Source organism: Streptomyces sp. NPDC029152, from assembly GCF_055564355.1.
This window is the reverse complement of sequence record NZ_JBVHWR010000024.1, coordinates 78,777-101,676: the sequence shown is the minus strand read 5'-3', so window position 1 is coordinate 101,676 and position 22,900 is coordinate 78,777. Positions and strand designations below refer to the sequence as shown.

Genomic DNA, 22,900 nt, shown 5'->3' with positions numbered 1-22,900 from the left:
GGGGGTATATCGCCAAGAGTTCGCGGCGACCGCCCGGCCGACGCGGGGAGGTGGGGGACACGGGGGTCGCGGGAGGGGGAGAGGAAGCCGGGGCGACGCGGTCAGTCCTCGCCGAGCAGCTCGTTCATCCGCTCGATCTCCGCGCTCTGCGAGGTGATGATCTCCGCGGCCATCTTCGTGGCGGGTCCGTAGGCGCCGTCGGCCTGCTCGGTCCTCGCCATGTCGACCGCGCCCTCGTGGTGCCTGATCATCATCTTCATGAAGGCGGTGTCGAACGCCGCGCCCGAGGACTTCTCGAGCTCGGTCATGTCCTCGGCCGTCATCATGCCGCCCATGCCGCCCGTACCCGCCGTGCCGTGCGCGGAGTGGTCCATGGCGCCCTCGGCGGGCACCTCCTCGCCCCAGGAGGCGAGCCAGCCGGACAGGGTCCTGATCTCCGGGTCCTGGGCCTTCTCGATGTCCGCGGCGAGCTTCTTCACCTCGGCGGACCGGGCCCGGCCGGGCGCGAGGCCGGCCATCTCGACGGCCTGGCGGTGGTGGGGGATCATGCCCTTCGCGAAGGCCACGTCGGCGGCGTTGTGCTGCCCCTGCGGGGCGGAGGCGGAGGCGGAGGCCGGTGCGGAGGAGGCGGCGTCGTGGCCGCCGTGTCCGGCCGGGCCGTCGCCGTCGCCGTCACCGCCACAGGCGGCCAGGACGAGCGCCGCCGCACCGGCGGCGACGAGGGCGGCACTGCGGCGGACGAGGGAACGCTTGCGGTTCATGGTGGTACGACTCCTTCACGCGCGCCGTTCGCGGCGCGCGGTGGAACGGATGGAGGGCGTGCGGGACCACGGCACCCGTCACGGAGGCCACCGGTGATCACCGGGACCACCGGGCGCGGGGTGCCGGGCGGGCCGCTCTATATCCGCAGGAGCTGGAGCTCGGAGAGGTCGGGCGGTGACCGCCCGTCGTGGGACGCCCCCGGGAACACCGCGGCCGGCGCGGGGGCCGGGGGCGTGTCCAGCGGGGCGCCGGTCAGCGCGGGCGGTGCGTAGGCCGAACCGGTCCCGGCAGCCGCGCACGTCCCGTCGGCGTGATCGAGGTGGCCCGGTCCGCCGTCCGTGTGCGCGCAGGCCCCGCCCGCGTGCGGCATGCCGTGCGCCGCTGCCGCCACCGTCCCGTGGCCGGCGGCCGAGTGGGCCGTCGGCGCCACCCCGGGGGCCAGGCCGTGCATGCCGAGCACACCGGCCAGCACCGCCATCACCAGCAGCACGAACAGCCGCCCGGCCGGGCGGCTGCTTGATCGGGTGCTCCTGGACACGCGCCCCATCGTACGGACACCCCGCCACAGCGGCCTGCCGGCCCGCGCACCGGGCACCGGCCACCGGGCACGCGGTCCGGCCGGGCAGCGCGCCCGGCCGGACCGCGGCTCGCTGCCGGACCTACTTGCCCATGGCCTTGCGCACGGCGTCCTTGGTGCGGTCCATGAGGGCGGCGACGGGGCCGAGGGCCATGTTCTTCGCCCCGGACTCGACGCCCGGGTGGGGCCGGGTGGGCGCCATCGCCTCGGCGGCCTTGATGGCCTTGGCCATCGCGGCGAGGTTGGCGGCGTCGGTGCTGCGGCGGATGTGGGTGAACTCGTAGCGTTCCTCGGCCCGGGCGTGCTCCTGGACGTCCTTGCGCAGCTTGAGCAGCTGGGGCATGAACTTCGGGTCGTCGGTGTCCATCTCGTCGAGGGCGGCCAGCGTCTCCTTGGCCGCCTTCTCCTCGGCGAGGCGTTCCTCCACGACCTGCTCGCCGCCGGGGAAGCCCTTCCGGGAGAAGGGGTGGACGACCTCCTCCTCCGCCGTCTCGTGCACGGCGAGCAGCCGCACCAGGCGGCGGAAGGCGTCCCGGCGCTCCTCGCCCTTGGTGGCCTCGACCTCGTCGAAGAGGTTGCGGATGTCGCCGTGCTGGCGCATGAGCAGGGAGACGACGTCGTCGTCCTCGGCGTGGTCGTCCCCGGCCTGCGGGGTGTGCAGCTCGGACATCTCGCCCCTCACTTCTCGCGCTGAGCGGGGTCGGGGTGCTCGCCCTCGGACTGCACCCGGTACTCGCGGCCGAACATCGCGTCGTGCTCCGCCATGACCTGGTCGCTCGGCGGTGCCTCGCCGCCGTGGATCTGCTCCTGCATCTTCTCGAACCGCTCGTGCGCCTCCCGCACGTAACCGGCACCGAGCGTGGTCAGGTCCATCTGGGTGTCCAGCAGCTCGCGCAGGTACTGCTTGTTCGGCTCGAAGGTGAGCACGTTGGGCAGCTCGGGGGCCAGCACGGAGGCGGGGTCGCGGCCGTCGTGTCGCCGCATGAGGTCGCAGGCGGCGTGGAGGTGCTCCAGCTCCATGTTCAGGTGCAGCTCCCAGATGGCCTTCACCCTGGGGTCGCTCTCCTGCTCCATGAAGGAGTGGTAGAGGTAGCACTCGTTGTACTCGTGGTTGACCAGCTGCTCCCACCACGTCTCACCCGGGTCCACGAGGGACTCGTAGTGGGTGACGTGCTCCTCCTCGATCAGCCCGATCTCCTGGTAGAGCCGGCGGGCGATCGGCTCCATGTAGGTGGGGCCGGTGTTCATGTAGAAGTTCATGGTCTGCTGCTCGGCCGACATGATCGTCAGCGCGTGCAGCTTCGACAGCGGGTCGGTCCGGTCCCTGTCGTACGGGTCGCGGACGTTGTCGTACGCGTCCCGGTGGTGGTACCGCGTGGGCCGGCCCGGCATGACCTCGGTCAGGCCGTCCACGATCGACTCCGCCTTGCGGTGCTCGATCATCTCGTACAGGTTCGCGTACCGGTACAGGTGGTCGAAGTCCTCCAGCACACCGAACTGGTACGCCTGCTTCAGGTACGGGTCCGGCTCCATCCGCGCCACCCACGCCGTCAGGTCCACCGCGACCTGCTCGTAGGCGATGGTCGTCTCCAGCACCGACGACACTCCCGGGAGCAGCCAGTTCACGGCCTTCTGCTGCTGCGCCTCGATGTAGCGCACCCGCGCCAGCTGCCGCTTGATCTCCGGGTCGACCGTGTGGCGGGCGAGCTGGTGGCTGAACAGGATCGCCTCCACCTCGATCCCGTTCATCGTGATGATCCGGCAGCGGGTGTACGGGTCGCAGTGGTCCGGGTCGATCGGATCCACGTTCAGCTCGCGCCAGTTGCGCACCTGACGGTCCAGCGGGATGCCCCGCTGCTCCAGCGGATTGAAGGTCATGGGGGTGCCTCCTGGGGACGAGGGGGACTCGCGCGCCGCCGGGGTACCCCGCTTCGGGCGACGAGCACGGACGTGCGCCCCAGTCTGTTCACCTTGGGTGCTTTTGATCCACTGCTCGCGTCCCCGGTCCGCATGGTTCCCCCGTACGGCTCAGGCCCGGGCGGAGACGCCCGGGGGCGGGGTCGCGGCGGTGGTCACCCGCATGGGCGGCGACGGGCACGGGCACCCGCTCGACCAGGGTGTGCGGCAGGCCGGCTTCGGCCGGATGGAAAGCCGAGAAGGCTTGGGCTTTCGAGTGGGGAAAGCCGATCCCCTTTTCAAGGGCACAGGAGTCTCGCGCGTCGCGGGACGCCGACCGGTTCACCGGCCGGCGTCCGTTCCCGAAGAGCTCTCTGCGACGAAATCCGTGCGCGCGCAGGACAGTTCGACTTCGCTTTCAGGTAAACGTCATGGGGCCGGATCTGTAGCGTCTGCGCGAAAGAGGCCTGTTTGTGAATGACGGCGCCGTGTGCGGTTCAAAGGGAGTGAGTCATGAGTTCTCAGGCGAAGGCCTTCGGTTTCGGTATGCCATGGGAGTCGTCGTACGGGTACAGCCAGGCCGTCCAGGTCGGTGACACGGTCCACGTGTCGGGGCAGCTCTCCCATGACCGTCACGGCGACTTCGTGGGTGCGGGCGATTTCGCGCTGCAGGTCCGGACCACGCTGGAGAACCTGGACCTGGTGCTGGGGCGGTTCGAGGCCGAGCGGGGCCAGATAGTGGAGACCACTGTGCTGGTGAGGAATCTGCGGGAGAACTTCGACACGATGGCTCGCCTCCATGCCGAGTACTTCGGGGAGCACCGGCCCGCCAGCACGGTCATGGGCATTTCCGACTTGGCGCTGCCGGACCAACTCGTGGAGATCGGCGCGCTCGTGCGTCTCGACGTGAAGCCGTAGGCGGGAGGCGGGCACGGTCCCTTCGTCGATGCAACTCAGGGCTGTCTTTCGAGGGCTCGAGAGGTGACCTCGGCCGCGGTCCGCTCGACGGACCCGCGGATCACGGCCGTCCGTTCGGGATCACCAGGACAGGTGAACCCGACGGGCGGCCACGCGTTTGTCTCCCCCCGCGGCGGCGTGGCCCGCCCGGAGCAGGCGACTTCGCCCACGGAACGCGGTCGGGCCGTCCGCCGAACGCGGGGCACGGGGCCGGCCGGGACGGTGACGGCCGCGACGGCGGTCACCACCCACGAGGCGGCGAGCGGAGTCGTCCGCCCGCCGGGGCGCATCGGCACCCCGGCGGAACCAAGGCGCCCGCGCGGTGCCCCGGCCGCCTGACGGCCCCTCTCCGGCACGGAAAAGGGCGAGGCCCGAAAGACCCCGCCCGACGCTCACGAAACCCCGGCTCAGGGCCACACCAGGCAGTACGGCTGGTGCCCCGCCTCGTGCAGCCGGTGGCTGAAGTCCTGCCACTCGTGCAGCAGCTGGTACACGTCGAACGCGTTCCGCGGGCCGCCCCGGTCCGGGACCGTCGACCAGATGAAGGCCGCCGCGCCGACCGCCTCCTCGCCGACGCCGCGCAGGGGGTCGACGACGGTCATCGGGAGCTTCACGACCGCGTAGTCGGGGTGCAGGACGACCAGTTCCAGCGGGGGCACCTTGTGCAGGGGCACGCCCTCGATGCCGGTGAGGACCATGGCCGCCATGGTCTCCGGCTTGATCTTGGTGAACATGCCGTTCATCCCGAGCTCGTCGCCGCCCAGCTCCTCGGGACGCATCGAGATCGGGACGCGGGCCGCGGTCGCGCCGTCGGGCGCGCCGAAGTACTTGTACGTCACCCCCACCCGACCACCATTCCCGCTCCCCGCCCCCAGCCGGCCGGCCCGCGCGTCGAGCCGGTCGGGCTCGCCCGGGGGTCCGTGCGCCTGGCGTGCTTCGGTCGATTCCGCCGCCTCGCGCCGGTGCCTTCCCCGCCGGGCACGTCGAGGACCCAGGTCGTCGGTCCCCTCGCCCAGTCCGCCACCGCGATGCATATCTCCACCCGACTGCTTTTCTAGGACGCGTGACCCCCGCCGCGCAACCCGATCATCGTGTCAGTGACCTCCCCCACGGCCGCCCGCCGAAACGTGCGGTGAACATATGGCCGTCATACGGCCGTCATATGCCCGCAGGGCCGGCGGCCCCTGTCCGCGCCGCCCGCGTGAGCTGCGTGGACGGGCTCCAGTCTGGCAGACGACACGGCGTTCGGGCGGGTTGTCTACCCTGAATGAGGTCACTCTGGGCAACCGGTGTCCGAGAAGTCGGAGAAGGTCGAGAAGGTCGGAGAAGTCGCAGGTCATGAGCGAACTGGCATATCCATACGAAGCACCGGCCTCGCAGGCTCTGTTCGACCGCGCGGCGGCCGTCACGCCGGGTGGTGTGAACTCCCCGGTGAGGGCGTTCCGCGCCGTCGGCGGCACGCCCCGGTTCATGGTGTCGGGCACCGGGCCGTACCTGACGGACGCGGACGGGCGGGAGTACGTCGACCTCGTCTGCTCCTGGGGCCCGATGATCCTCGGGCACGCGCACCCCGAGGTGATCGCCGCCGTGCAGGAGGCGGTCGCGCGCGGGACGTCGTTCGGCACGCCCGCCGAGGGCGAGGTCGCCCTCGCGGAGGCGATGGTCGAGCGGGTCGCGCCGCTGGAGCAGGTGCGGCTCGTGTCCAGCGGGACCGAGGCGACCATGTCGGCCATCCGGCTCGCCCGCGGGTTCACGCGGCGCACCAAGGTGATCAAGTTCGCCGGGTGTTACCACGGTCACGTCGACTCCCTCCTCGCCGCCGCCGGTTCCGGCGTCGCCACCTTCGCGCTCCCCGACACCCCCGGTGTCACCGGCGCCCAGGCGAGCGACACGATCGTGCTGCCGTACAACGACCTCGACGCCGTGCACGCCGCCTTCGCCGCCCACCCCGGCGAGATCGCCTGTGTGATCACCGAGGCGTCGCCCGGCAACATGGGCGTCGTCCCGCCGCTGCCCGGCTTCAACCAGGGGCTCAAGGACGCCTGCGCCGCGAACGGCGCGCTGTTCGTCTCCGACGAGGTGATGACCGGCTTCCGCACCAGCAGGGCCGGCTGGTACGGCGTCGAGGGCGTCGTCCCCGACCTGATGACCTTCGGCAAGGTCATGGGCGGCGGGTTCCCCGCCGCCGCGTTCGGCGGGCGCGCGGACGTCATGGCGCACCTCGCCCCGGCGGGCCCCGTCTACCAGGCCGGCACCCTGTCCGGGAACCCGGTCGCCACCGCCGCCGGTCTCGCCCAGCTCCGGCTCCTCGACGACGCGGCCTACGCCAAGGTCGACGCGGTGTCGGAGCAGATCCAGGGCCTGGTCACCGAGGCGCTGGCCAAGGAGGGCGTCGCGCACACGCTGCAGACCGCCTCCAACATGTTCTCCGTCTTCTTCACCGACCGGCCGGTCAGGAACTACGAGGACGCCAAGGCGCAGGAGTCCTTCCGCTTCACCGCCTTCTTCCACTCGCTGCTCGCGAACGGCGTCTACCTGCCGCCGTCCTCCTTCGAGTCCTGGTTCGTGTCCACCGCCCACGACGAGCGGGCCGTCCAGCGCATCGCCGACGCCCTTCCGGCGGCGGCCCGCGCGGCTGCGGAGGCGACCGCGTGAGCGCCGGGGACAAGACCGGGGACAAGAAGGACGACCTGACCGTCGTCCACGTGATGCGGCACGGCGAGGTCGAGAACCCGACCGGCGTGCTCTACGGCCGGCTGCCCGGCTACCACCTCTCCGACCTGGGCCGGCGCATGGCCGACCGGGTCGCCGAGCACCTCGCCCCGCGCGACGTGACGTACGTCGTGGCCTCCCCGCTGGAGCGGGCGCAGGAGACGGCGACGCCGATCGCCAAGGCGCACGGCCTGGACCTGGACACCGACGAGCGGCTCATCGAGGCCGACAACGTCTTCCAGGGCAAGACCTTCGGCATCGGCGACGGCGCGCTGCGCCGGCCCGCCAACTGGAAGCACGTCGTCAACCCGTTCAAGCCGTCCTGGGGCGAGCCGTACGTCGACCAGGTGGTGCGGATGATGGGCGCGCTGAACGCCGCCAAGGACAAGGCGCGCGGGCACGAGGCCGTCGTCGTCAGCCACCAGCTGCCGATCTGGATCCTGCGGTCGTACGTCGAGCGGCGGCGGCTGTGGCACGACCCGCGCAAGCGGCAGTGCACCCTGGCGTCCCTGACGACGTTCACGTTCCAGGGCGACCGGATCGTGTCCGTCGGCTACACGGAGCCCGCCCGTGACCTCGTCCCGGCCCACCTCCTCGCGGGGGCCAGGCCGGTGAAGGGGCAGGGCAAGGCTTTCGGGGCCTGACGGTCACGCAACCGCCGGCGGCGGCGGGCCGCCGTTCGCGAACCTCGTTACGGAATCCGCACAAACATCCGGAACCCGCCCGTTCGTCACGTCCTCTCACCCAGTGACCACCCAAGGACGTGACGAACGAGGTTGCGATGCGCACTTCCACCCGCACTCTCACCCGCAGGGGGATGCTCGGACTCGGCGCGGGCGCCGCGGCCGCCGTCGGTCTCGCGGGCTGCGGCTCCCACACGCCGGACGGCTCGCACCAGGCCGGCGGTCCCGCCGGGCGGCCCTCGCCGTCCGGCGGCACGGCACCGGCCGCCCGTCCCATCGGCGACGGCTCCACGTCGTACACCGGCAGGCAGCCGCACCAGCCGGACGCGCCCGTGCCGCTGGAACCGGGCGAGACCCCGCCGCAGTTCGTCGTCTTCTCCTGGGACGGCGCGGGAGAGGTCGGCAACGGGCTCTTCCCGCGCTTCCTCGACCTCGCCCGGGAGCACGGCGCGCACATGACCTTCTTCCTCTCGGGGCTGTACCTGCTGCCCGAGTCGAAGAAGCGCCTCTACGACCCGCCGAACAACCCGCGCGGCGCCTCGGACATCGGCTACCTCACCGACGCCCACATCAAGGAGACGCTGGAGAACGTCCGCCGGGCCTGGCTGGACGGCCACGAGATCGGCACCCACTTCAACGGCCACTTCTGCGGGGGCGGCGGCTCGGTCGGCAACTGGACCCCGGCGCAGTGGCGCAGCGAGATCGACCAGGCCAGGTCGTTCGTGAAGGAGTGGCGGACCAACACCGGCTGGACCGACCTGCCGTCGCTGCCCTTCGACTACGACAAGGAACTCGTCGGCGGCCGCACGCCCTGTCTGCTCGGCCAGGACAACCTGCTGCCCACCGCCCGCGAGCTCGGCTGGCGCTACGACGCCTCCTCGCCCGGCGGCCGGCAGGTGTGGCCGGTGAAGAAGGACGGGATCTGGGACCTGCCGTTGCAGCAGATACCGTTCCCCGGCCACTCCTTCGAGGTCCTCTCGATGGACTACAACATCCTCGCCAACCAGTCGATCAACTCGACCAAGGCCCCCGCCCACAACTACCCGGGCTGGCGCGACCAGGCCACCCGGGCGTACATATCAGGCTTCGAGCGGGCGTACGAGTCGAACCGGGCGCCCTTCTTCATCGGCAACCACTTCGAGGAGTGGAACGGCGGCATCTACATGGACGCCGTCGAGAACACCTTGAAGCACATCGCGCGGGAGAGGGAGAAGGGCGGGGACATACGCCTCGTCTCCTTCCGCCAGTTCACCGACTGGCTGGACGTGCAGAAGCCCGAGGTGCTCGCCGGGCTCCGCGCGATCGAGGTGGGGCAGCGGCCCGCCGGAGGCTGGAACGCCCTCCGCGGCAACGCCTCCGCCACGGGCTCGGCACCCACCGGGAACGCCGCCTGAAATGCGGGTTTCCGTCCGTGAGGGGGGTGCGCAAGATCCCCGGAACGGACATGCGAAACTTTTCACATGAGTGCCGCCAGCCGCGCCCCCCTGCGCTCGAACCGCACCGCCGCCCGCGTCCGCCGTCGCGCCGCCCTGGCCACCGGCGCAGCCGTGGCCGCACTGCTCGTGTCCGCGTGCAGCTCGGGAGGGACGTCCGGCGGTGGCGGCCAGACCGGCTTCATCACCGGCTCGGACGGCATCTCCACCGCGAAGAAGGGTGAGCGGGCGGACGCCCCCGAACTGTCCGGCAAGACCGTCGACGGCGGACAGGTCGACGTCGCCGACTACAAGGGCAAGATCGTCGTCATCAACGTGTGGGGCTCGTGGTGCGGGCCCTGCCGTGCCGAGGCCAAGAACCTGGAGACGGTCTACCGGGACACCAAGGACCAGGGCGTCCAGTTCGTCGGCATCAACACCCGTGACCCGTCCGTCGGTCCGGCCCGTGCCTTCGAGGAGGACTACGGGATCACGTACCCGAGCCTGTACGACCCCACCGGCAAGATGATGCTCCGGTTCGAGAAGGGCACCCTCAACCCGCAGGCCATCCCGTCCACGCTCGTCATCGACCGGGACGGGAAGGTCGCCGCGCGCAGCCTCCAGGGGCTCAGCGAGGAGAAGCTGCGCAAGATGCTCGCGCCGGTCCTCGCGGAGAAGCCGGAGAAGTGACGTGACCGCGATGTCCACGCTCGCTGCGGACGGCTACAACGGCACTGTGCTCGACGGCGCCCTGCTGGTCGCCCTCCCCGTCGCGCTCCTCGGCGGCCTCGTCTCGTTCTTCTCGCCCTGCGTCCTGCCGCTCGTCCCCGGTTACCTCTCCTACGTGACCGGGGTCACCGGCACCGACCTCGCCGAGGCCCGGCGCGGCCGGATGGTCGCCGGCGCCTCCCTCTTCGTCCTCGGCTTCACCGCCGTGTTCGTCTCCGGCGGAGCGCTGTTCGGCTACTTCGGCGAGACGCTCCAGGCCAACCGGGGCGTCCTGACCAAGGTGCTGGGCGTCTTCATGGTGCTCATGGGCGTCTTCTTCATGGGCCTGATGCCCTGGCTCACCCAGCGCGAGTTCCGCTTCCACCGCAAGCCCGTGAGCGGACTGGTCGGCGCGCCCGTGCTGGGAGCCCTGTTCGGCATCGGCTGGACGCCCTGCATCGGCCCGACCCTCTCCTCGGTGCTGGTGCTCTCCTCCCAGCAGGGCACCGCCGGCCGCGGCGCCGTGCTGACCGTGGCCTACTGCCTCGGCCTCGGCGTGCCGTTCGTCCTGGCCGCGGTCGCCTTCCGCAAGGCGCTCGGCGCCTTCGGCTGGGTCAAGCGCCACTACGTATGGGTGATGCGCGTCGGCGGCGTCATGATGATCGCGACCGGTCTGCTGCTGCTGACGGGCGCGTGGGACAGCATGGTGCAGGACATGCAGACCTGGTCCACCGGCTTCAACGTGGGAATCTGAATCGATGAGCAGCACTTCGAAAACGGTGCCGGGGAAGACCCCGGGGGCCGACGACGACCCGGACCTCGGCGCCGCCGGCTCCCAGCTCTCCACCGCCCCCCAGGAGGAGGCACCGAACCTCCCCGCCCTCGGCGTCGTCGGCTGGGGCCGCTGGTTCTGGCGGCAGCTCACCTCGATGCGGGTGGCGCTCCTGCTGCTCCTGCTGCTGTCGCTGGGCGCGATCCCCGGGTCGCTGATCCCGCAGGAGGGCATCGACGCCACCAAGGTCGACGACTTCCGCGAGAAGCACGACGTGCTGGCCCCGCTCTACGACAGGCTCGGCCTCTTCCACGTCTACAGCTCGGTGTGGTTCTCCGCGATCTACATCCTGCTGTTCGTCTCCCTCATCGGCTGCATCGTCCCGCGCACCTGGCAGTTCGTCGGCCAGCTGCGCGGACGTCCGCCCGGCGCCCCCCGGCACCTGACCCGGCTGCCCGCCCACACCACCTGGCGCACCGGGGCCGAGCCCGAGGAGGTCCGCGAGGCCGCTCTGGCGCTGCTGAGGAAGCGCCGCTTCCGCGCCCACACCGTCGGTGACGCCGTCGCCGGCGAGAAGGGCTACCTGCGCGAGGCCGGCAACCTCGCCTTCCACATCGCGCTGATCGTGATGCTGATCGCCTTCGCCTGGGGCCAGCTGTTCAAGTACGAGGGCAACAAGCTGATCCTGGAGGGCGACGGCTTCTCCAACACCCTCACGCAGTACGACGACTTCAAGTCCGGCAACCTGTTCGACCCGGACCACGACCTGGCCCCCTTCAGCTTCACGCTGAAGGACTTCCACGGCACCTACGAGGCGACCGGCCCCAACCGCGGCACCCCGCGCGTCTACGAGGCCAAGGTCACCTACAGCGAGGGCGCCTACGGCGAGGACAAGCCGACCACCATCAAGGTGAACGAGCCGCTGGAGATCGACGGCTCGAAGGTCTACCTCACCGCCCACGGCTACGCGCCCGTCCTCACCGTCAGGGACGCCAGGGGCAACGTCGTCATGGACCGCGAGGCGACGGCGCTGCTGCCGCTGGACTCCAACGTCACCTCCTCCGGCGCCGTCATGGTCCGGGACGGCTACCGCAACGCCGAGGGCGTCAAGGAGCAGCTCGGCTTCAACGCGTTCTTCCTGCCGACGTACGCCGGCAAGGGCAGCGCGATGTTCTCGACCTTCCCGGCGCTGCTCAACCCGATGCTCGCGCTCTCCGCCTACCACGGCGACCTCGGCGTCGACGCGGGCTTCCCGAAGAGCATCTACCAGCTCGACAAGACCAAGCTGAAGGAGTTCAAGGACTCCGACGGCGAGCTGTTCAAGAAGCAGCTCAAGGTCGGCGAGACCATGACCCTGCCGAACGGCGCCGGCACGGTGACCTTCGACGGCGTCCAGGAATGGGCCAACTTCCAGATCACCCGGCAGCCCGCCAGCGGCTGGGCGCTCGCCGGTTCCGTCGTCGCCATCCTCGGCCTGGCCGGCTCCCTGTTCATCCAGCGCCGCCGCGTGTGGGTGCGGGCCGTCAAGGGCGCCGACGGCGTCACGGTCGTGGAGATGGCCGGCCTCGGCCGCAGCGAGTCCGCGAAGGTGCCCGAGGAACTGGGCGACCTGGCCGGGGTCCTGTACGAACAGGCGCCCGGTGTCCCGGACGCCGATTCCGAAACCACCGATCCCCGAGTCGTACCTGCCGAAGGGGCTGAGAAGTGACTCTCGCCGCCGCAACAGAGGCCGCAACGGAGTTGGCCACCGCCACCAACGAGCATCTCGCGAACCTCAGCAACACGCTGATCTACTCCGCGATGGCCGTCTACACCCTGGCCTTCTTCGCCCACATCGCCGAGTGGCTCTTCGGCAGCCGCAGCAAGGTCGGCCGTACCGCCGCCGCGCTCACGGCCACGAGCGAGGCGAAGGGCGCGCCGGTCGTCACCGCGAGGAAGAACGGCGGCACCGCCGTACTGGAGCGGCCGACGGTGGTCGTGCGGGCCGCCTCCGGCTCCCGTGACGTGCCCGACGGGCCGGGCGCCCACGGCGGCACGGTGAAGGGCGACCTCTACGGTCGGATCGCCATCTCGCTCACCGTGCTCGCCTTCGCCATCGAGGCCGGCGGTGTGCTCACGCGCGCCCTGTCGGTGAAGCGGGCGCCGTGGGGCAACATGTACGAGTTCAACATCACGTTCACGACGGTCGCCGTCGGCGTGTACCTCCTGCTGCTCGCGCTGAAGAAGAACGTCCGGTGGCTCGGCCTGTTCCTGAGCACCACGGTCCTGCTGGACCTCGGCCTCGCCGTCACGGTCCTCTACACCGCGAGCGACCAGCTCGTCCCGGCGCTGCACTCGTACTGGCTGTACATCCACGTCTCCACGGCGATCTTCTGCGGCGCGGTCTTCTACGTCGGCGCGGTCGCCGCGGTCCTGTACCTGTTCAAGGACTCGTTCGAGAACAAGCTCGCCACCGGCGGCACCCCCGGCCGCTTCGCCGGCTCCGTGCTGGACCGGCTGCCCGCCGCCGCCTCCCTCGACAAGTTCGCCTACCGCGTCAACGCCGCCGTCTTCCCGCTGTGGACGTTCACGATCATCGCGGGCGCCATCTGGGCGGGCGACGCCTGGGGCCGCTACTGGGGCTGGGACCCCAAGGAGGTCTGGTCCTTCATCACCTGGGTCGCCTACGCCGGTTACCTGCACGCCCGCGCGACGGCCGGCTGGAAGGGCCGCAAGGCCGCCTACCTGGCCCTGGGCGCGTTCGCCTGCTGGCTGTTCAACTACTACGGCGTGAACATCTTCGTCTCCGGCAAGCACTCCTACGCCGACGTCGGCCTGGGCGCACTGCAGTCCGTGGGCTTCTGACCCGGAGTACCGCGAGCATCGCGAAGGCCGGTTTCCGTGACCCGGGTCACGGAAACCGGCCTTCGCGCCACGGCGGTCCCTCCAGCACGCGTACTCCGGTCGTGCCGGGGCCAGGCCGCCCGCGACGATCCGGCCCTCTTCGGTGCGCGCCGGCACCCCCGGGGGCAAGGGCCCGGCCGCCCGCTTCGAGGAGGGCACGGCCCGTATCGGTGCCGCGCCGGACACCGGCTGCCCCGACCGGCCGGATCATCCGCCCGGACGCCTGAACGGCACACCGCCCGCCGCTCACTCCCCGCCGGCGCTCACCGACCGCCAGATGCGTTCCGGCAGGACGCGCGCGGCCTCGTCCAGGTCGATGTCGCCGACGGTCAGCCAGCGGCGGGACGCGCCGGTGACGGGGCCGAGGACGAGCGTCTCGATGAGCGCCGGGGACAGGGGGGCGAGCTCTCCCTTGTCGACGTACCGCTGCAGCCAGTCGGCCAGCGGCGTCAGTCTGGCCTCCTGGGTGTCGCGCAGCTGCTTGGCCTGGGCCATGCCGAGGCGGTCGGCGTGGGACGAGTGCAGGAGCCGGCCCGCCTCCGGGTGCTCCCGGACGAAGGACAGGTAGGCCCGCACGACGGCGCGGACGCCGGTCCGGGCGGTGCGGGAGCGTTCCAGCGCGGTGACCATCTCGCCCAGCAGCCGTTCCAGCCACCGCATCAGCAGCGCGTCGACGAGGCCGTCGATGCTGCCGAAGTGGTGGTAGAGGCTGCCCAGGCTCACGCCGCTGGCCTTGGTCACGGCGCTGACGGTCAGCCCCTGCTCGCCCGCTTCGCCGTACACCCGCAGGGCGGCGTCGAGGAGCAGCTCGACGGTGGCCTCACCACGTTGTTGCTTGGGACTCATGGGGCGACCGTTCTTTCCCGGGGACCGTGGCGACCAGCGTAAAGCAACGTTCCGGTCGTAGTGACCCAGGTGATTTTCTAGAGAGATTTTCTAGAAATCTACTCCAGTCTTTGGCCTGTCGGCACACACTGTGCGCATGTCTGCACCAGGGATGCGCGCCCGGGCGGGGGCGCCGGCGGTCGCCGTCGCGGCCGCGGTGCTCGCCTTGTCGGTCACCGGCTGCGGCAGCATCGACAACGATGCGCCGGACGCCGCCCCGCCCGTCGGCTCCGCGCCCTACGAGACCGCCACGGAGGACCCGTACACCGAGGATCCGGCCGGCGAGGACCCGTACACCGGCGACCCCTGCGCCGACGGCGATCCGTACGCCACCGAGAGCGCCGCCGCCCCCGACCCGTACGACTCGGGCACCTGCCTCGACGGGGGGCTGCCGGACTCCACGACCACGCGGGAGGCCGGCGACGTGGAGGAGGTCGACTGCTCGGCGTCCGACGCCCACCACCAGGTGATCCGGACCTTCCCCATGACGTCCGACCTGAGCCGGTGCGACAGCGACTCGCGCACCGAGTACGCGTTCTCCTGCCGCCACGCCCTCGGCGGCGCGGCGATCAACGAGTACGTGTACTGCCTGATCGGGCTCGGCTCGTACGCACGCACCTGAAATGGCTTTCTAGAAAGTTCTTCCAATCCGGGGCGGTGATGGTACAGACTGGGATGCCTGTCCGGACCCGGTCCGTCCGTGCGGCCCGGGGGGAGCGCACGGCCGCGGGTCCGGACAGGACCGGCCGGTGAACGGGGAGAGGGGGCAGCAGGGCGCGGCGGCGTCCTGGACGTTCCGGAGCGCGGGCGACGGCACCGCCGAGGTCGTGAACCGGTCCGCCGGTGCCTGTCCGAGCGCGAAGGTGATCGGCGGGACCGTGGCCACCGGCGACTGCGACGGGGTCGGTGGTTCGCGCCTGTGGCGCCCCGGCTCGGTCTCCACCCTCACGAGCGTCTTCGGCGGCGGCTGCCTCGGCCCGGCCTTCGGAGGCGGTGTCTCCGCACGGCCCTGCGAGTCCGGCGCCGCGTCCCGGCGTCGGAGCAGGGCGTGACTCAGTCCCGCCGGGGATCCTCGTCCTTGTCGCCGTCCACGTCCTTGTCCCGGTCCTCGCCGAGGGACTTCAGGAAGTCGGGGTTGTCGTCGGGCGCGACCCACCGCCGCTGCCCGCCACCCTGCAGGGGCCCCGCGCCGGCGAGGTGCCGCTTCTTGCCCGCGATGATCCAGGAGATCGACCCGACCAGCGGGAACAGCAGCACGAGGACGGCCCACAGCGGCTTGGGCATGTGGCGGATGTCGTCGTCCTTCGTGCTGATGCAGTCGATGAACGCGTAGACGCTCAACGCCAGTGGCACGAGGAACATCAGCACCCGGAGCATGGGCCTCTCCAGCTCAAGCGGTGGGCGGGGACGCGTCACCGCCCCCAGGTACAGGGCCAGCCTAACCGCTCGGGGATACTGGACCCCATGGCTTACGACGATCTTCGCTCCCTGCTCAGGGCGCTGGAGCGCGAGGGCGACCTCAAGCGCATCAAGGCCGAGGTGGACCCGTACCTGGAGGTCGGGGAGATCGTCGACCGGGTGAACAAGGCCGGCGGCCCCGCCCTGCTCTTCGAGAACGTGAAGGGCTCCGACATGCCCCTCGCGATGAACGTCTTCGGCACCGACCGGCGCCTGCTCAAGGCCCTCGGCCTGAAGGCGTACAGCGACATCTCCGACAAGATCGGCGGGCTGCTGAAGCCGGAGCTGCCGCAGGGCTTCGTCGGGATGCGCGAGGCGTTCGGGAAGCTCGGCGCGATGGCGCACGTGCCGCCGAAGAAGGTGAAGGGCGACGGCGCGCCCGTGCAGGAGGTCGTCCTGCACGGCGACGACGTGGACCTGGAGCGGCTGCCCGCCCTGTTCACGTGGCCCGACGACGGCGGCTCCTTCTTCAACCTGGGGCTCACCCACACCAAGGACCCCGAGACGGGCATCCGCAACCTGGGCCTGTACCGGCTCCAGCGCCACGACAAGCGCACCATCGGCATGCACTGGCAGATCCACAAGGACAGCCGGAACCACTACCAGGTGGCGGCCCGGCGCGGCGAGCGCCTGCCCGTCGCCATCGCCTTCGGCTGCCCGCCCGCCGTCACCTACGCCTCCACCGCCCCCCTCCCCGGCGACATCGACGAGTACCTCTTCGCCGGCTTCGTGCAGGGCAAGCGGATCGAGATGGTCGACTGCAAGACCGTGCCGCTCCAGGTCCCGGCCAACGCCGAGGTCGTGCTGGAGGGGTGGCTGGAACCCGGCGAGATGCTGCCCGAGGGCCCCTTCGGCGACCACACCGGCTTCTACACGCCGCAGGAACCCTTTCCGGCACTGAAGATCGACTGCGTGACGATGCGGAGGCGCCCGCTGCTCCAGTCGATCGTCGTCGGCCGCCCGCCGACGGAGGACGGCCCGCTGGGGCGGGCGACGGAGCGTTTCTTCCTCCCGCTCCTCAAGATCATCGTCCCGGACATCGTGGACTACCACCTCCCCGAGGCGGGCGGCTTCCACAACTGTGCGATCGTGTCCATCGACAAGAAGTACCCCAAACACGCCCAGAAGGTGATGCACGCCATCTGGGGTGCGCACATGATGTCCCTGACCAAGCTGATCGTGGTCGTCGACGCCGACTGCGACGTCCACGACCTGCACGAGGTCGCCTGGCGCGCGCTCGGCAACACCGACTACGCCCGTGACCTCACGGTCGTCGAGGGACCGGTCGACCACCTCGACCACGCCTCCTACCAGCAGTTCTGGGGCGGCAAGGCGGGCATCGACGCGACGAGGAAGCTGCCCGAGGAGGGGTACACGCGGGACGGGGGCTGGCCGGACATGGTGCTGTCCGACCCGGATACGGCGGCGAAGGTCGACCGCCGCTGGAAGGAGTACGGACTGTGACGTCGGCTTCCGCCGCGCTGCCGCAGCAGCCGGGGCGCACCAAGGCGTTCCTGCGCCTGGTGATGATCGAGCACTCGGTCTTCGCGCTGCCCTTCGCCTACATCGCCGCCCTGACCGCGATGTACGAGTGGGACGAGAACATCCACTGGGGCCGGCTGCTCCTGGTCACCGTCGCCATGGTCGGCCTGCGCACCTTCGCGATGGCCGTCAACCGGATCATCGACCGCGAGATCGACGCCCGTAACCCGCGCACCGCCCACCGCGAGCTGGTCACCGGCGCGATGTCGGTCAAGCACGCCTGGACCGGCGCGCTCGTCGCCCTCGTCGTCTTCCTGGGCGCCGCGGCCCTGCTCAACCCGCTCTGCCTCGCCCTCGCGCCCGTCGCGGTGATCCCGATGGTGGTCTACCCGTACGGCAAGCGGTTCACGAACTTCCCGCAGGCCATCCTCGGGCTCGCGCAGGCCATGGGCCCGGTCGGCGGCTGGCTGGCGATCAGCGGCGAGTGGTCCTGGGAGGCCGTGATCCTCGGCCTCGCGGTCGGCGTCTGGATCGGCGGCTTCGACCTGATCTACGCCTGCCAGGACGTCGAGACCGACCGGCAGGTCGGCGTGAAGTCGGTCCCGGCCCGCTTCGGCGTCCCGGCGGCCATCTGGGGCGCCCGCGCCTGCCACACGGTCACCACGGCCCTGTTCGCCTGGTACGCCGTCGCCACCGGCGCCGGTGCCTTCTTCTGGCTCGGCCTGCTGATCGTCGCGGGCGCCTTCGTCTACGAGCACACGATCGTCCGGCCGCACGACCTGTCCCGCCTGAACAGGGCGTTCTTCAGCGTCAACGGCTTCATCGGCATCGCGTTGTTCGTGTGCGCTCTGCTGGATCTGCTGGTGCGTGGGCTGACCGTCTGAGTGCTTTCGTGCGCCCCGGTGCGCCTCGTCCATGGCCGAGGAGCGACTGTTGAAGTGGCAGGGCAACGGGTAAGCCTTCGTTGACGTGCGGCGTTCTTCGGTCGCGCCTGGCGTTCACGGGGACGGGGGCTGCCAGGTGGCGCAGGTCCGGCGAAGTGCACTTGCCGGCGGGACGCGGCAGCCCGGTGCGATGTGTGAAGGGGGCGGCTTTGGCCGAGGACCAGAGCGCGGTTGTCTGGCGGAAGAGCACCTACAGCAGCGGTGGCAACAACTCGGATGATCAATGTTGCGAGGTCGCCGTCCTCCCGGATGAGATACGCATAAGGGACTCCAAGTGCCCGGACGGCTTGGTGCTGACCTTCGTACCCGACGCATGGCGGGCCGCGCTCTCGTGGTTCTCGGCCCGGGGCCGCACCGGGCGAAGCGATGATTGACTCGGACCACACAACGGGACGGGCTATGGGCAGCGAACGGCAGGCGTGTTCGACGGGCAGGGACACCGGCGTGGTGGGGTACTGCCTGTTGACCGGAGTGGTCGCGTCCGGCACCGGGGCAGGAGCCTCCCTGCTGGGCGGCAGCACCTGGGCGCGGGCGGTGCTCTGGCTGGCGGTACTGGCGGCGGTGGCCGCCGCCGCGGGCTGGTGGTGGGTGCGGTCCCCGGCTACAGCGCGTCACTGGACGGTGGATCTTCTGGTGCGGCCGGCAGCGCGGAGCGCAGCGTCTCGAAGAGCTTGACGAACGTTCTGACGAGTATGGGGCCTCCGGTGACGGAACCGGCCCAGCAGATCTCCGGCGGCACCCCCATCCGTATGCCGGCGTAGGCGACCAGGACCGACACGGCTGAGAAGAAGACGACCAGTGCCGCCACGTTGCGGGCGACGCGCAATACGTCGTTCACATGGGCCCGGCGGCGCCGGATGCGGGTGTCCGCCTCCGTCTTCTTCCAGCGGAGCAGGCGCCCGCACGCCTCACGGCTGCTGAGCACCAGCTCGACGAGTGCGGTTCCCTCCCGTCGACGGGGCCCGGGAGCGGTGACAGGACGTGCGGGGTCCGCGCCGGCCGCTTCGGGGTCCGGTCCCTGATCGCGGCGTTTGTTGCGTGCCTTGTCCGTTGTCATGATTCCCTCCCCCCGGCCCCGGCGGCGCGCTGATCGGGTCTCAGTCGGTGTGGTATCCGACGACGAGATCGTCGAGCAGCGTCACGGTGTCCTCCTCGGAAAGGGCTTTGTTCCGCAGGTCCTCGAAGCACTCCTGGTAGCGGGCCACTGCCTCCCGGTCGTCCCGGATCGTGGACACGCCCCCCGGTCCGGCGATGTACAGCACGTCCTCGTCGTCCCGGAAGCCGAGGAGGAAGAAACTGCTGTCCAGGCTGTCGTGCGCTCCCGAGGTGAGGGGAAGCACCCGCAGGTTGGCCTTCTGCTCGGTGACCAGTTCCTTGATGAAGGCCAGTTGGCGGCGCATGACGGCCGGCCCGCCCACCTGGCGGCGCAGCGCCGCCTCGTCCAGGATCATCTCCACCATGGGGCCGTCGTCCTGGAGCACCCGCTCCTGTCGCGCCAGGCGGAGATCGATGCGCTGCTGGGCGTTGGGGGTGGGCCGGCCGACCGCGAAGAGCGCGTCGATGTAGTCCGCGGTCTGCAGGTGACCGGGGATCAGGCTCGGGTGGTAGCCGCGGATGTCGCTCGCCGCGCTCTCGTAGCCCAGGTACTGGCCGAACGGCGGGGAGATGACGTCGTTGTACGGGGTCCACCACGACTGGCCCTTGCTGCCCCGGGCCGCCTCCTCCAGCTCGGCGATGACGTCCGGGTCCTCGACTCCGTACTCGTGGAGCATGGCCCGCAGGTCGGTGACGGACAGGCTGACGGTTCCGGCCTCGATGCGGATCACCTTCGACAGGGACCACTCGAGTGCATCCGCCGCGTCCCGCTGGGTGAGTCCCCTTTTGTCACGGGCCGCCTTGAGGGCGAGACGCAACTTGCGGCGGTTGAGGCTGGGGTCGACGGCCGTGGGCATGGTGCTCCTTCGACTAGGTGACAGCGGCACTCGACACTTGGCGTGCCGAAACCTGTCCATTCTAGGAGGCTCGTTCAGCCAGTCGCTCTCCGGCAGGACCATTCGGCCGCATTCGAGGAGCCGCCGTCAAGTAGCCTGTACCCAAAAGACATGTGGCTAATCGACGTGGTCTGGCGTAGACCGCGAAGTGGCACACGTCACAGGGGCACCCGCGCCCTCGAAGTGGCGGACCGGTCCTGAGGACTGTGCCGTCCACCGGTAGGCTCAAGGTTGTGAACCCAGGAGAAACGCAGCGCGCGCCTTGGATCGTGGGGGTGTCGGGGGCATCCGGTACGCCGTACGCGGCATCCGTGCTGCGGGCGCTGCTCGCGGCCGGCGAGAGCGTCGACCTGGTGGTCAGCCGGGCCTCGCGGCTCACCCTGCTCGACGAGACCGGCATCTCCTTCCGCGACGCCCACTGGCAGCAGGACCTGCGCGAGTGGCTGGCCCGCGGAGCCGACGGCAAGCCGGACACCTTCGACGTCGACCTCGACGGCGACCGGGTGCGGCACTGGAGCGCGGGCGACCTCGCGGCCGGGCCCTCCTCGGGGTCGTACCCCGCCAAGGGCATGCTGATCGTCCCCGCCTCCACGGCCTGCGTGGCCGGGGTCGCGCTGGGGCTGTCGAAGGACCTGTTGCAGCGGGCGGCGAGCGTGACCCTGAAGGAGGGGCGCACACTGGTCGTGGCCGTGCGGGAGACCCCGCTGGACGGCCGGACGCTGCGGCACCTGGTGACCCTGGACGACGCGGGCGCGAGCGTGGTGCCCGCCTCCCCGGCCTTCTACGCGGGGGCGACGCACATCCAGGACCTGGTGGACTTCGTCGCCGGACGCGTCCTCGACGCGGCGGGCGTCGAGCACGGCCTGTACCGCCGTTGGCGCGGCGAGCTCGGCGGAGGGTCGCGCACCACCGGCTGAGCACGCGAGCACACCCCACGAGAACATCCCGCGAGCACCACCTCCCCCCACACGTATCTTCAGACCTCTTCAGTGGAAGGCTTCGATCGCATGGACGCGGTGGACAGGCAGCTCATCCAGGCCCTGAGGGAGAACGGGCGGGCCTCCTACGCGGAGCTGGGACGCCTCGTCGGACTGTCGGGACCCAGCGTCACCGACCGCATCAACCGGCTGGAGGCGGCCGGTGTCATCACCGGCTACCGGGCCACCGTCGACTCCGCGTCGCTCGGCCTCGGCGTCACCGCCCTGATCGGCGTCTCGCTCTCCGACGCCGCCGACCACGAGGACGTCGCGCAGCGGCTGCGGGACCTGCGGGAGATCGAGGACTGCTGGTTCATCGCCGGCGACGACTCGTACATGCTCAAGGTGCGCGCGGCCGACGTGGACGGCCTGGAGAGCATCATCCGCCGGCTGTCCGGCACGAAGGGCGTCTCGCGGACCCGCACCACCATCGTGCTCTCCACCAAGTGGGAGAACCGGGTGGGCGAGCTGCCCGAAGAGGTCTAGTCGCCGGGGCGTACGGTTGACGGAGTCTGTCGGAGAAAGAGGTAACGCATGGACGCCGGGCTCAAGCGCGAGCTGGAGGAGAAGGTGCGGGCGGGCGTCCGCCTGACCCGCGAGGACGGCATCGCGCTGTACGAGTCGGACGACCTCGCCTGGCTCGGCGGCCTCGCGCACGAGGTGCGGACGCGCAAGAACGGCGACGTCGTCCACTTCAACGTCAACCGGCACCTCAACATGACCAACGTGTGCACGGCGTCCTGCGCCTACTGCTCCTTCCAGCGCAAGCCGGGGGAGAAGGACGCCTACACGATGCGCATCGAGGAGGCGGTGAAGCTCGCCAAGGCGATGGAGGGCGAGAACCTCACCGAGCTGCACATCGTCAACGGACTGCACCCGAACCTGCCCTGGCGCTACTACCCGCGCTCGCTGCGCGAACTGAAGGCCGCGCTGCCGGACGTGTCGCTGAAGGCGTTCACGGCCACCGAGATCCACCACTTCGAGACGATCTCCGGGATGTCCGCCTCCGACATCCTCGACGAGCTGATCGACGCCGGTCTGGAGTCCCTGACCGGCGGCGGCGCGGAGATCTTCGACTGGGAGGTGCGGCAGCACATCGTCGACCACCGCACCCACTGGGAGGACTGGTCGCGCATCCACCGCCTGGCGCACGAGAAGGGGCTCAAGACCCCGTGCACCATGCTCTACGGCCACATCGAGGAGCCCCGCCACCGCGTGGACCACGTGCTGCGGCTGCGTGAGCTGCAGGACGAGACGAACGGCTTCCAGGTCTTCATCCCGCTGCGCTACCAGCACGACTTCGTGGACATGAAGGACGGCAAGATCCGCAACCGGCTCCAGGCGCGGACGCAGATGGCGACCGGCGCGGAGGCGCTGAAGACCTTCGCGGTGTCGCGGCTGCTGTTCGACAACGTCCCGCACGTCAAGGTCTTCTGGGTCATGCACGGCGTCCAGACCGCGCAGCTCGCGCTCCAGCACGGCGCCGACGACATGGACGGGTCGGTCGTCGAGTACAAGATCACGCACGACGCGGACAACTACGGCACGCCGAACAAGCTGACCCGCGAGGACCTGCTCGACCTGATCCGCGACGCCGGGTTCCGGCCGGTCGAGCGGAACACGCGCTACGAGATCATCCGGGAGTACGAGGGTCCCGACCCGGCGCGTCGCGACTCGCCGCAGCCGATGCGCGTCTGAAGTCCCCGGTCGTTCTCCGGCCGCGGGCCGGCGGGGCCGTTCGCGCGGCCCCGCGCCCCTTTCGGGGACGTCCGGTGCACGGGTCCCGAAGGGGCGCGGGGAC

Annotated in this window: 25 protein-coding genes; 16 read left to right on the top strand and 9 right to left on the bottom strand. The window is 70.6% G+C overall.

From position 1 onward, the window contains the following. Positions 1 to 101: 101 nt before the first annotated feature. The 4 genes from ACZ4V6_RS32630 to ACZ4V6_RS32615 form a co-directional block, all read right to left on the bottom strand. The gene (locus ACZ4V6_RS32630) at positions 102 to 761 is read right to left on the bottom strand and encodes a DUF305 domain-containing protein (protein ID WP_467834353.1); all 660 of its coding nucleotides are present in this window, start codon (positions 759 to 761) and stop codon (positions 102 to 104) included. Between the two features lie 137 nt (positions 762 to 898). After that, positions 899 to 1,300: a DUF6153 family protein gene (locus ACZ4V6_RS32625; protein WP_467834351.1), complete on the bottom strand. Its 402-nt coding sequence runs from the start codon at positions 1,298 to 1,300 to the stop codon at positions 899 to 901. Between the two features lie 121 nt (positions 1,301 to 1,421). Next, positions 1,422 to 2,009 carry a hemerythrin domain-containing protein gene (locus ACZ4V6_RS32620; protein WP_467834349.1) on the bottom strand — a complete coding sequence of 196 codons (588 nt, stop codon included), beginning with the start codon at positions 2,007 to 2,009 and terminating at the stop codon, positions 1,422 to 1,424. Positions 2,010 to 2,017: 8 nt separating this feature from the next. Next, the gene (locus ACZ4V6_RS32615) at positions 2,018 to 3,217 is read right to left on the bottom strand and encodes a hypothetical protein (protein WP_467834348.1); all 1,200 of its coding nucleotides are present in this window, start codon (positions 3,215 to 3,217) and stop codon (positions 2,018 to 2,020) included. Positions 3,218 to 3,748: 531 nt separating this feature from the next. On the opposite strand from ACZ4V6_RS32615, the gene ACZ4V6_RS32610 reads away from it, so the two are divergent. Beyond that, positions 3,749 to 4,153: a RidA family protein gene (locus tag ACZ4V6_RS32610; protein ID WP_467834346.1), complete on the top strand. Its 405-nt coding sequence runs from the start codon at positions 3,749 to 3,751 to the stop codon at positions 4,151 to 4,153. A 446-nt stretch (positions 4,154 to 4,599) separates the two neighbouring features. On the opposite strand, the gene ACZ4V6_RS32605 is transcribed toward ACZ4V6_RS32610, so the two are convergent. Beyond that, on the bottom strand, positions 4,600 to 5,226 hold the full coding sequence (locus ACZ4V6_RS32605) for a hypothetical protein (RefSeq protein WP_467834345.1): 627 nt from the start codon (positions 5,224 to 5,226) through the stop codon (positions 4,600 to 4,602). A 304-nt stretch (positions 5,227 to 5,530) separates the two neighbouring features. Between ACZ4V6_RS32605 and hemL the strand changes: the two genes are divergently transcribed. From hemL to ccsB, 7 genes are all read left to right on the top strand, one after another. Then, positions 5,531 to 6,847: a glutamate-1-semialdehyde 2,1-aminomutase gene (gene hemL, locus ACZ4V6_RS32600; RefSeq protein WP_467834344.1), complete on the top strand. Its 1,317-nt coding sequence runs from the start codon at positions 5,531 to 5,533 to the stop codon at positions 6,845 to 6,847. Positions 6,848 to 6,900: 53 nt separating this feature from the next. Then, positions 6,901 to 7,548, top strand: coding sequence for a histidine phosphatase family protein (locus tag ACZ4V6_RS32595; protein ID WP_467834357.1), 648 nt, complete (start codon positions 6,901 to 6,903; stop codon positions 7,546 to 7,548). Between the two features lie 137 nt (positions 7,549 to 7,685). Further along, positions 7,686 to 8,981, top strand: a complete 1,296-nt coding sequence (locus tag ACZ4V6_RS32590) for a polysaccharide deacetylase family protein (protein ID WP_467834342.1) — start codon at positions 7,686 to 7,688, stop codon at positions 8,979 to 8,981. A gap of 66 nt (positions 8,982 to 9,047) precedes the next feature. Next, positions 9,048 to 9,689 carry a TlpA family protein disulfide reductase gene (locus ACZ4V6_RS32585; RefSeq protein WP_467834340.1) on the top strand — a complete coding sequence of 214 codons (642 nt, stop codon included), beginning with the start codon at positions 9,048 to 9,050 and terminating at the stop codon, positions 9,687 to 9,689. A 1-nt stretch (position 9,690) separates the two neighbouring features. Next, positions 9,691 to 10,461, top strand: a complete 771-nt coding sequence (locus ACZ4V6_RS32580; protein ID WP_467834339.1) for a cytochrome c biogenesis CcdA family protein — start codon at positions 9,691 to 9,693, stop codon at positions 10,459 to 10,461. Between the two features lie 4 nt (positions 10,462 to 10,465). After that, positions 10,466 to 12,187: a cytochrome c biogenesis protein ResB gene (resB, locus tag ACZ4V6_RS32575; RefSeq protein WP_467834337.1), complete on the top strand. Its 1,722-nt coding sequence runs from the start codon at positions 10,466 to 10,468 to the stop codon at positions 12,185 to 12,187. Continuing rightward, complete coding sequence (gene ccsB / locus ACZ4V6_RS32570; protein WP_467834336.1) at positions 12,184 to 13,323, top strand: c-type cytochrome biogenesis protein CcsB; 1,140 nt, start codon at positions 12,184 to 12,186, stop codon at positions 13,321 to 13,323. Before resB ends, ccsB begins: the two co-directional genes overlap by 4 nt. Before the next feature lie 285 nt (positions 13,324 to 13,608). On the opposite strand, the gene ACZ4V6_RS32565 is transcribed toward ccsB, so the two are convergent. Beyond that, positions 13,609 to 14,208, bottom strand: coding sequence for a TetR/AcrR family transcriptional regulator (locus ACZ4V6_RS32565; RefSeq protein ID WP_467834334.1), 600 nt, complete (start codon positions 14,206 to 14,208; stop codon positions 13,609 to 13,611). Positions 14,209 to 14,344: 136 nt separating this feature from the next. On the opposite strand from ACZ4V6_RS32565, the gene ACZ4V6_RS32560 reads away from it, so the two are divergent. Beyond that, positions 14,345 to 14,869 (top strand): LppU/SCO3897 family protein, encoded by a 525-nt coding sequence (locus tag ACZ4V6_RS32560; RefSeq protein WP_467834333.1) that lies wholly within the window; start codon positions 14,345 to 14,347, stop codon positions 14,867 to 14,869. Positions 14,870 to 14,996: 127 nt separating this feature from the next. Continuing rightward, positions 14,997 to 15,299, top strand: coding sequence for a hypothetical protein (locus ACZ4V6_RS32555; protein WP_467834331.1), 303 nt, complete (start codon positions 14,997 to 14,999; stop codon positions 15,297 to 15,299). A 1-nt stretch (position 15,300) separates the two neighbouring features. Here the strand turns inward: ACZ4V6_RS32555 and ACZ4V6_RS32550 are convergent, their stop codons facing one another. Beyond that, entirely contained in the window at positions 15,301 to 15,624 is a 324-nt protein-coding gene (locus ACZ4V6_RS32550) for a PLD nuclease N-terminal domain-containing protein (RefSeq protein ID WP_467834330.1), read from the bottom strand. 87 nt (positions 15,625 to 15,711) lie between these two features. Here ACZ4V6_RS32550 and ACZ4V6_RS32545 point away from each other — a divergent pair, with 87 nt between their 5' ends. The 3 genes from ACZ4V6_RS32545 to ACZ4V6_RS32535 all read left to right on the top strand — a co-directional run bounded on the left by ACZ4V6_RS32545 (position 15,712) and on the right by ACZ4V6_RS32535 (position 18,505). Next, the gene (locus ACZ4V6_RS32545) at positions 15,712 to 17,169 is read left to right on the top strand and encodes a menaquinone biosynthesis decarboxylase (RefSeq protein ID WP_467834328.1); all 1,458 of its coding nucleotides are present in this window, start codon (positions 15,712 to 15,714) and stop codon (positions 17,167 to 17,169) included. Continuing rightward, positions 17,166 to 18,071, top strand: coding sequence for a menaquinone biosynthesis prenyltransferase MqnP (mqnP, locus tag ACZ4V6_RS32540; protein WP_467834326.1), 906 nt, complete (start codon positions 17,166 to 17,168; stop codon positions 18,069 to 18,071). The genes ACZ4V6_RS32545 and mqnP overlap by 4 nt, the downstream gene beginning before the upstream one ends. 155 nt (positions 18,072 to 18,226) lie before the next feature. Then, a complete protein-coding gene (locus ACZ4V6_RS32535) occupies positions 18,227 to 18,505 on the top strand; it encodes a DUF397 domain-containing protein (RefSeq protein WP_467834325.1) in 279 nt (92 codons plus the stop codon). A 227-nt stretch (positions 18,506 to 18,732) separates the two neighbouring features. On the opposite strand, the gene ACZ4V6_RS32530 is transcribed toward ACZ4V6_RS32535, so the two are convergent. Further along, a complete protein-coding gene (locus ACZ4V6_RS32530; protein ID WP_467834323.1) occupies positions 18,733 to 19,188 on the bottom strand; it encodes a hypothetical protein in 456 nt (151 codons plus the stop codon). Positions 19,189 to 19,228: 40 nt separating this feature from the next. Further along, positions 19,229 to 20,083: a helix-turn-helix domain-containing protein gene (locus tag ACZ4V6_RS32525; protein WP_467834321.1), complete on the bottom strand. Its 855-nt coding sequence runs from the start codon at positions 20,081 to 20,083 to the stop codon at positions 19,229 to 19,231. A 272-nt stretch (positions 20,084 to 20,355) separates the two neighbouring features. Here ACZ4V6_RS32525 and ACZ4V6_RS32520 point away from each other — a divergent pair, with 272 nt between their 5' ends. The 3 genes from ACZ4V6_RS32520 to mqnE all read left to right on the top strand — a co-directional run bounded on the left by ACZ4V6_RS32520 (position 20,356) and on the right by mqnE (position 22,797). Continuing rightward, positions 20,356 to 21,039 carry a UbiX family flavin prenyltransferase gene (locus ACZ4V6_RS32520; RefSeq protein ID WP_467834319.1) on the top strand — a complete coding sequence of 228 codons (684 nt, stop codon included), beginning with the start codon at positions 20,356 to 20,358 and terminating at the stop codon, positions 21,037 to 21,039. Between the two features lie 90 nt (positions 21,040 to 21,129). Then, complete coding sequence (locus tag ACZ4V6_RS32515) at positions 21,130 to 21,585, top strand: Lrp/AsnC family transcriptional regulator (protein ID WP_385472710.1); 456 nt, start codon at positions 21,130 to 21,132, stop codon at positions 21,583 to 21,585. Positions 21,586 to 21,633: 48 nt separating this feature from the next. Then, on the top strand, positions 21,634 to 22,797 hold the full coding sequence (mqnE, locus tag ACZ4V6_RS32510; protein WP_467834317.1) for an aminofutalosine synthase MqnE: 1,164 nt from the start codon (positions 21,634 to 21,636) through the stop codon (positions 22,795 to 22,797). The last annotated feature ends 103 nt before the right edge of the window (positions 22,798 to 22,900 follow it).

What these genes read in the sequence shown, in the direction of transcription:
- ACZ4V6_RS32630 (WP_467834353.1), bottom strand. Translation starts at nt 761, where the DNA reads ATGAACCGCAAGCGTTCCCTCGTCCGCCGCAGTGCCGCCCTCGTCGCC.
- ACZ4V6_RS32620 (WP_467834349.1), bottom strand. Translation starts at nt 2,009, where the DNA reads ATGTCCGAGCTGCACACCCCGCAGGCCGGGGACGACCACGCCGAGGAC.
- ACZ4V6_RS32615 (WP_467834348.1), bottom strand. Translation starts at nt 3,217, where the DNA reads ATGACCTTCAATCCGCTGGAGCAGCGGGGCATCCCGCTGGACCGTCAG.
- ACZ4V6_RS32610 (WP_467834346.1), top strand. Translation starts at nt 3,749, where the DNA reads ATGAGTTCTCAGGCGAAGGCCTTCGGTTTCGGTATGCCATGGGAGTCG.
- ACZ4V6_RS32605 (WP_467834345.1), bottom strand. Translation starts at nt 5,226, where the DNA reads ATGCATCGCGGTGGCGGACTGGGCGAGGGGACCGACGACCTGGGTCCT.
- hemL (WP_467834344.1), top strand. Translation starts at nt 5,531, where the DNA reads ATGAGCGAACTGGCATATCCATACGAAGCACCGGCCTCGCAGGCTCTG.
- ACZ4V6_RS32595 (WP_467834357.1), top strand. Translation starts at nt 6,901, where the DNA reads ATGCGGCACGGCGAGGTCGAGAACCCGACCGGCGTGCTCTACGGCCGG.
- ACZ4V6_RS32590 (WP_467834342.1), top strand. Translation starts at nt 7,686, where the DNA reads ATGCGCACTTCCACCCGCACTCTCACCCGCAGGGGGATGCTCGGACTC.
- ACZ4V6_RS32585 (WP_467834340.1), top strand. Translation starts at nt 9,048, where the DNA reads ATGAGTGCCGCCAGCCGCGCCCCCCTGCGCTCGAACCGCACCGCCGCC.
- resB (WP_467834337.1), top strand. Translation starts at nt 10,466, where the DNA reads ATGAGCAGCACTTCGAAAACGGTGCCGGGGAAGACCCCGGGGGCCGAC.
- ACZ4V6_RS32565 (WP_467834334.1), bottom strand. Translation starts at nt 14,208, where the DNA reads ATGAGTCCCAAGCAACAACGTGGTGAGGCCACCGTCGAGCTGCTCCTC.
- ACZ4V6_RS32560 (WP_467834333.1), top strand. Translation starts at nt 14,345, where the DNA reads ATGTCTGCACCAGGGATGCGCGCCCGGGCGGGGGCGCCGGCGGTCGCC.
- ACZ4V6_RS32550 (WP_467834330.1), bottom strand. Translation starts at nt 15,624, where the DNA reads ATGCTCCGGGTGCTGATGTTCCTCGTGCCACTGGCGTTGAGCGTCTAC.
- ACZ4V6_RS32545 (WP_467834328.1), top strand. Translation starts at nt 15,712, where the DNA reads ATGGCTTACGACGATCTTCGCTCCCTGCTCAGGGCGCTGGAGCGCGAG.
- ACZ4V6_RS32530 (WP_467834323.1), bottom strand. Translation starts at nt 19,188, where the DNA reads ATGACAACGGACAAGGCACGCAACAAACGCCGCGATCAGGGACCGGAC.
- ACZ4V6_RS32525 (WP_467834321.1), bottom strand. Translation starts at nt 20,083, where the DNA reads ATGCCCACGGCCGTCGACCCCAGCCTCAACCGCCGCAAGTTGCGTCTC.
- ACZ4V6_RS32515 (WP_385472710.1), top strand. Translation starts at nt 21,130, where the DNA reads ATGGACGCGGTGGACAGGCAGCTCATCCAGGCCCTGAGGGAGAACGGG.
- mqnE (WP_467834317.1), top strand. Translation starts at nt 21,634, where the DNA reads ATGGACGCCGGGCTCAAGCGCGAGCTGGAGGAGAAGGTGCGGGCGGGC.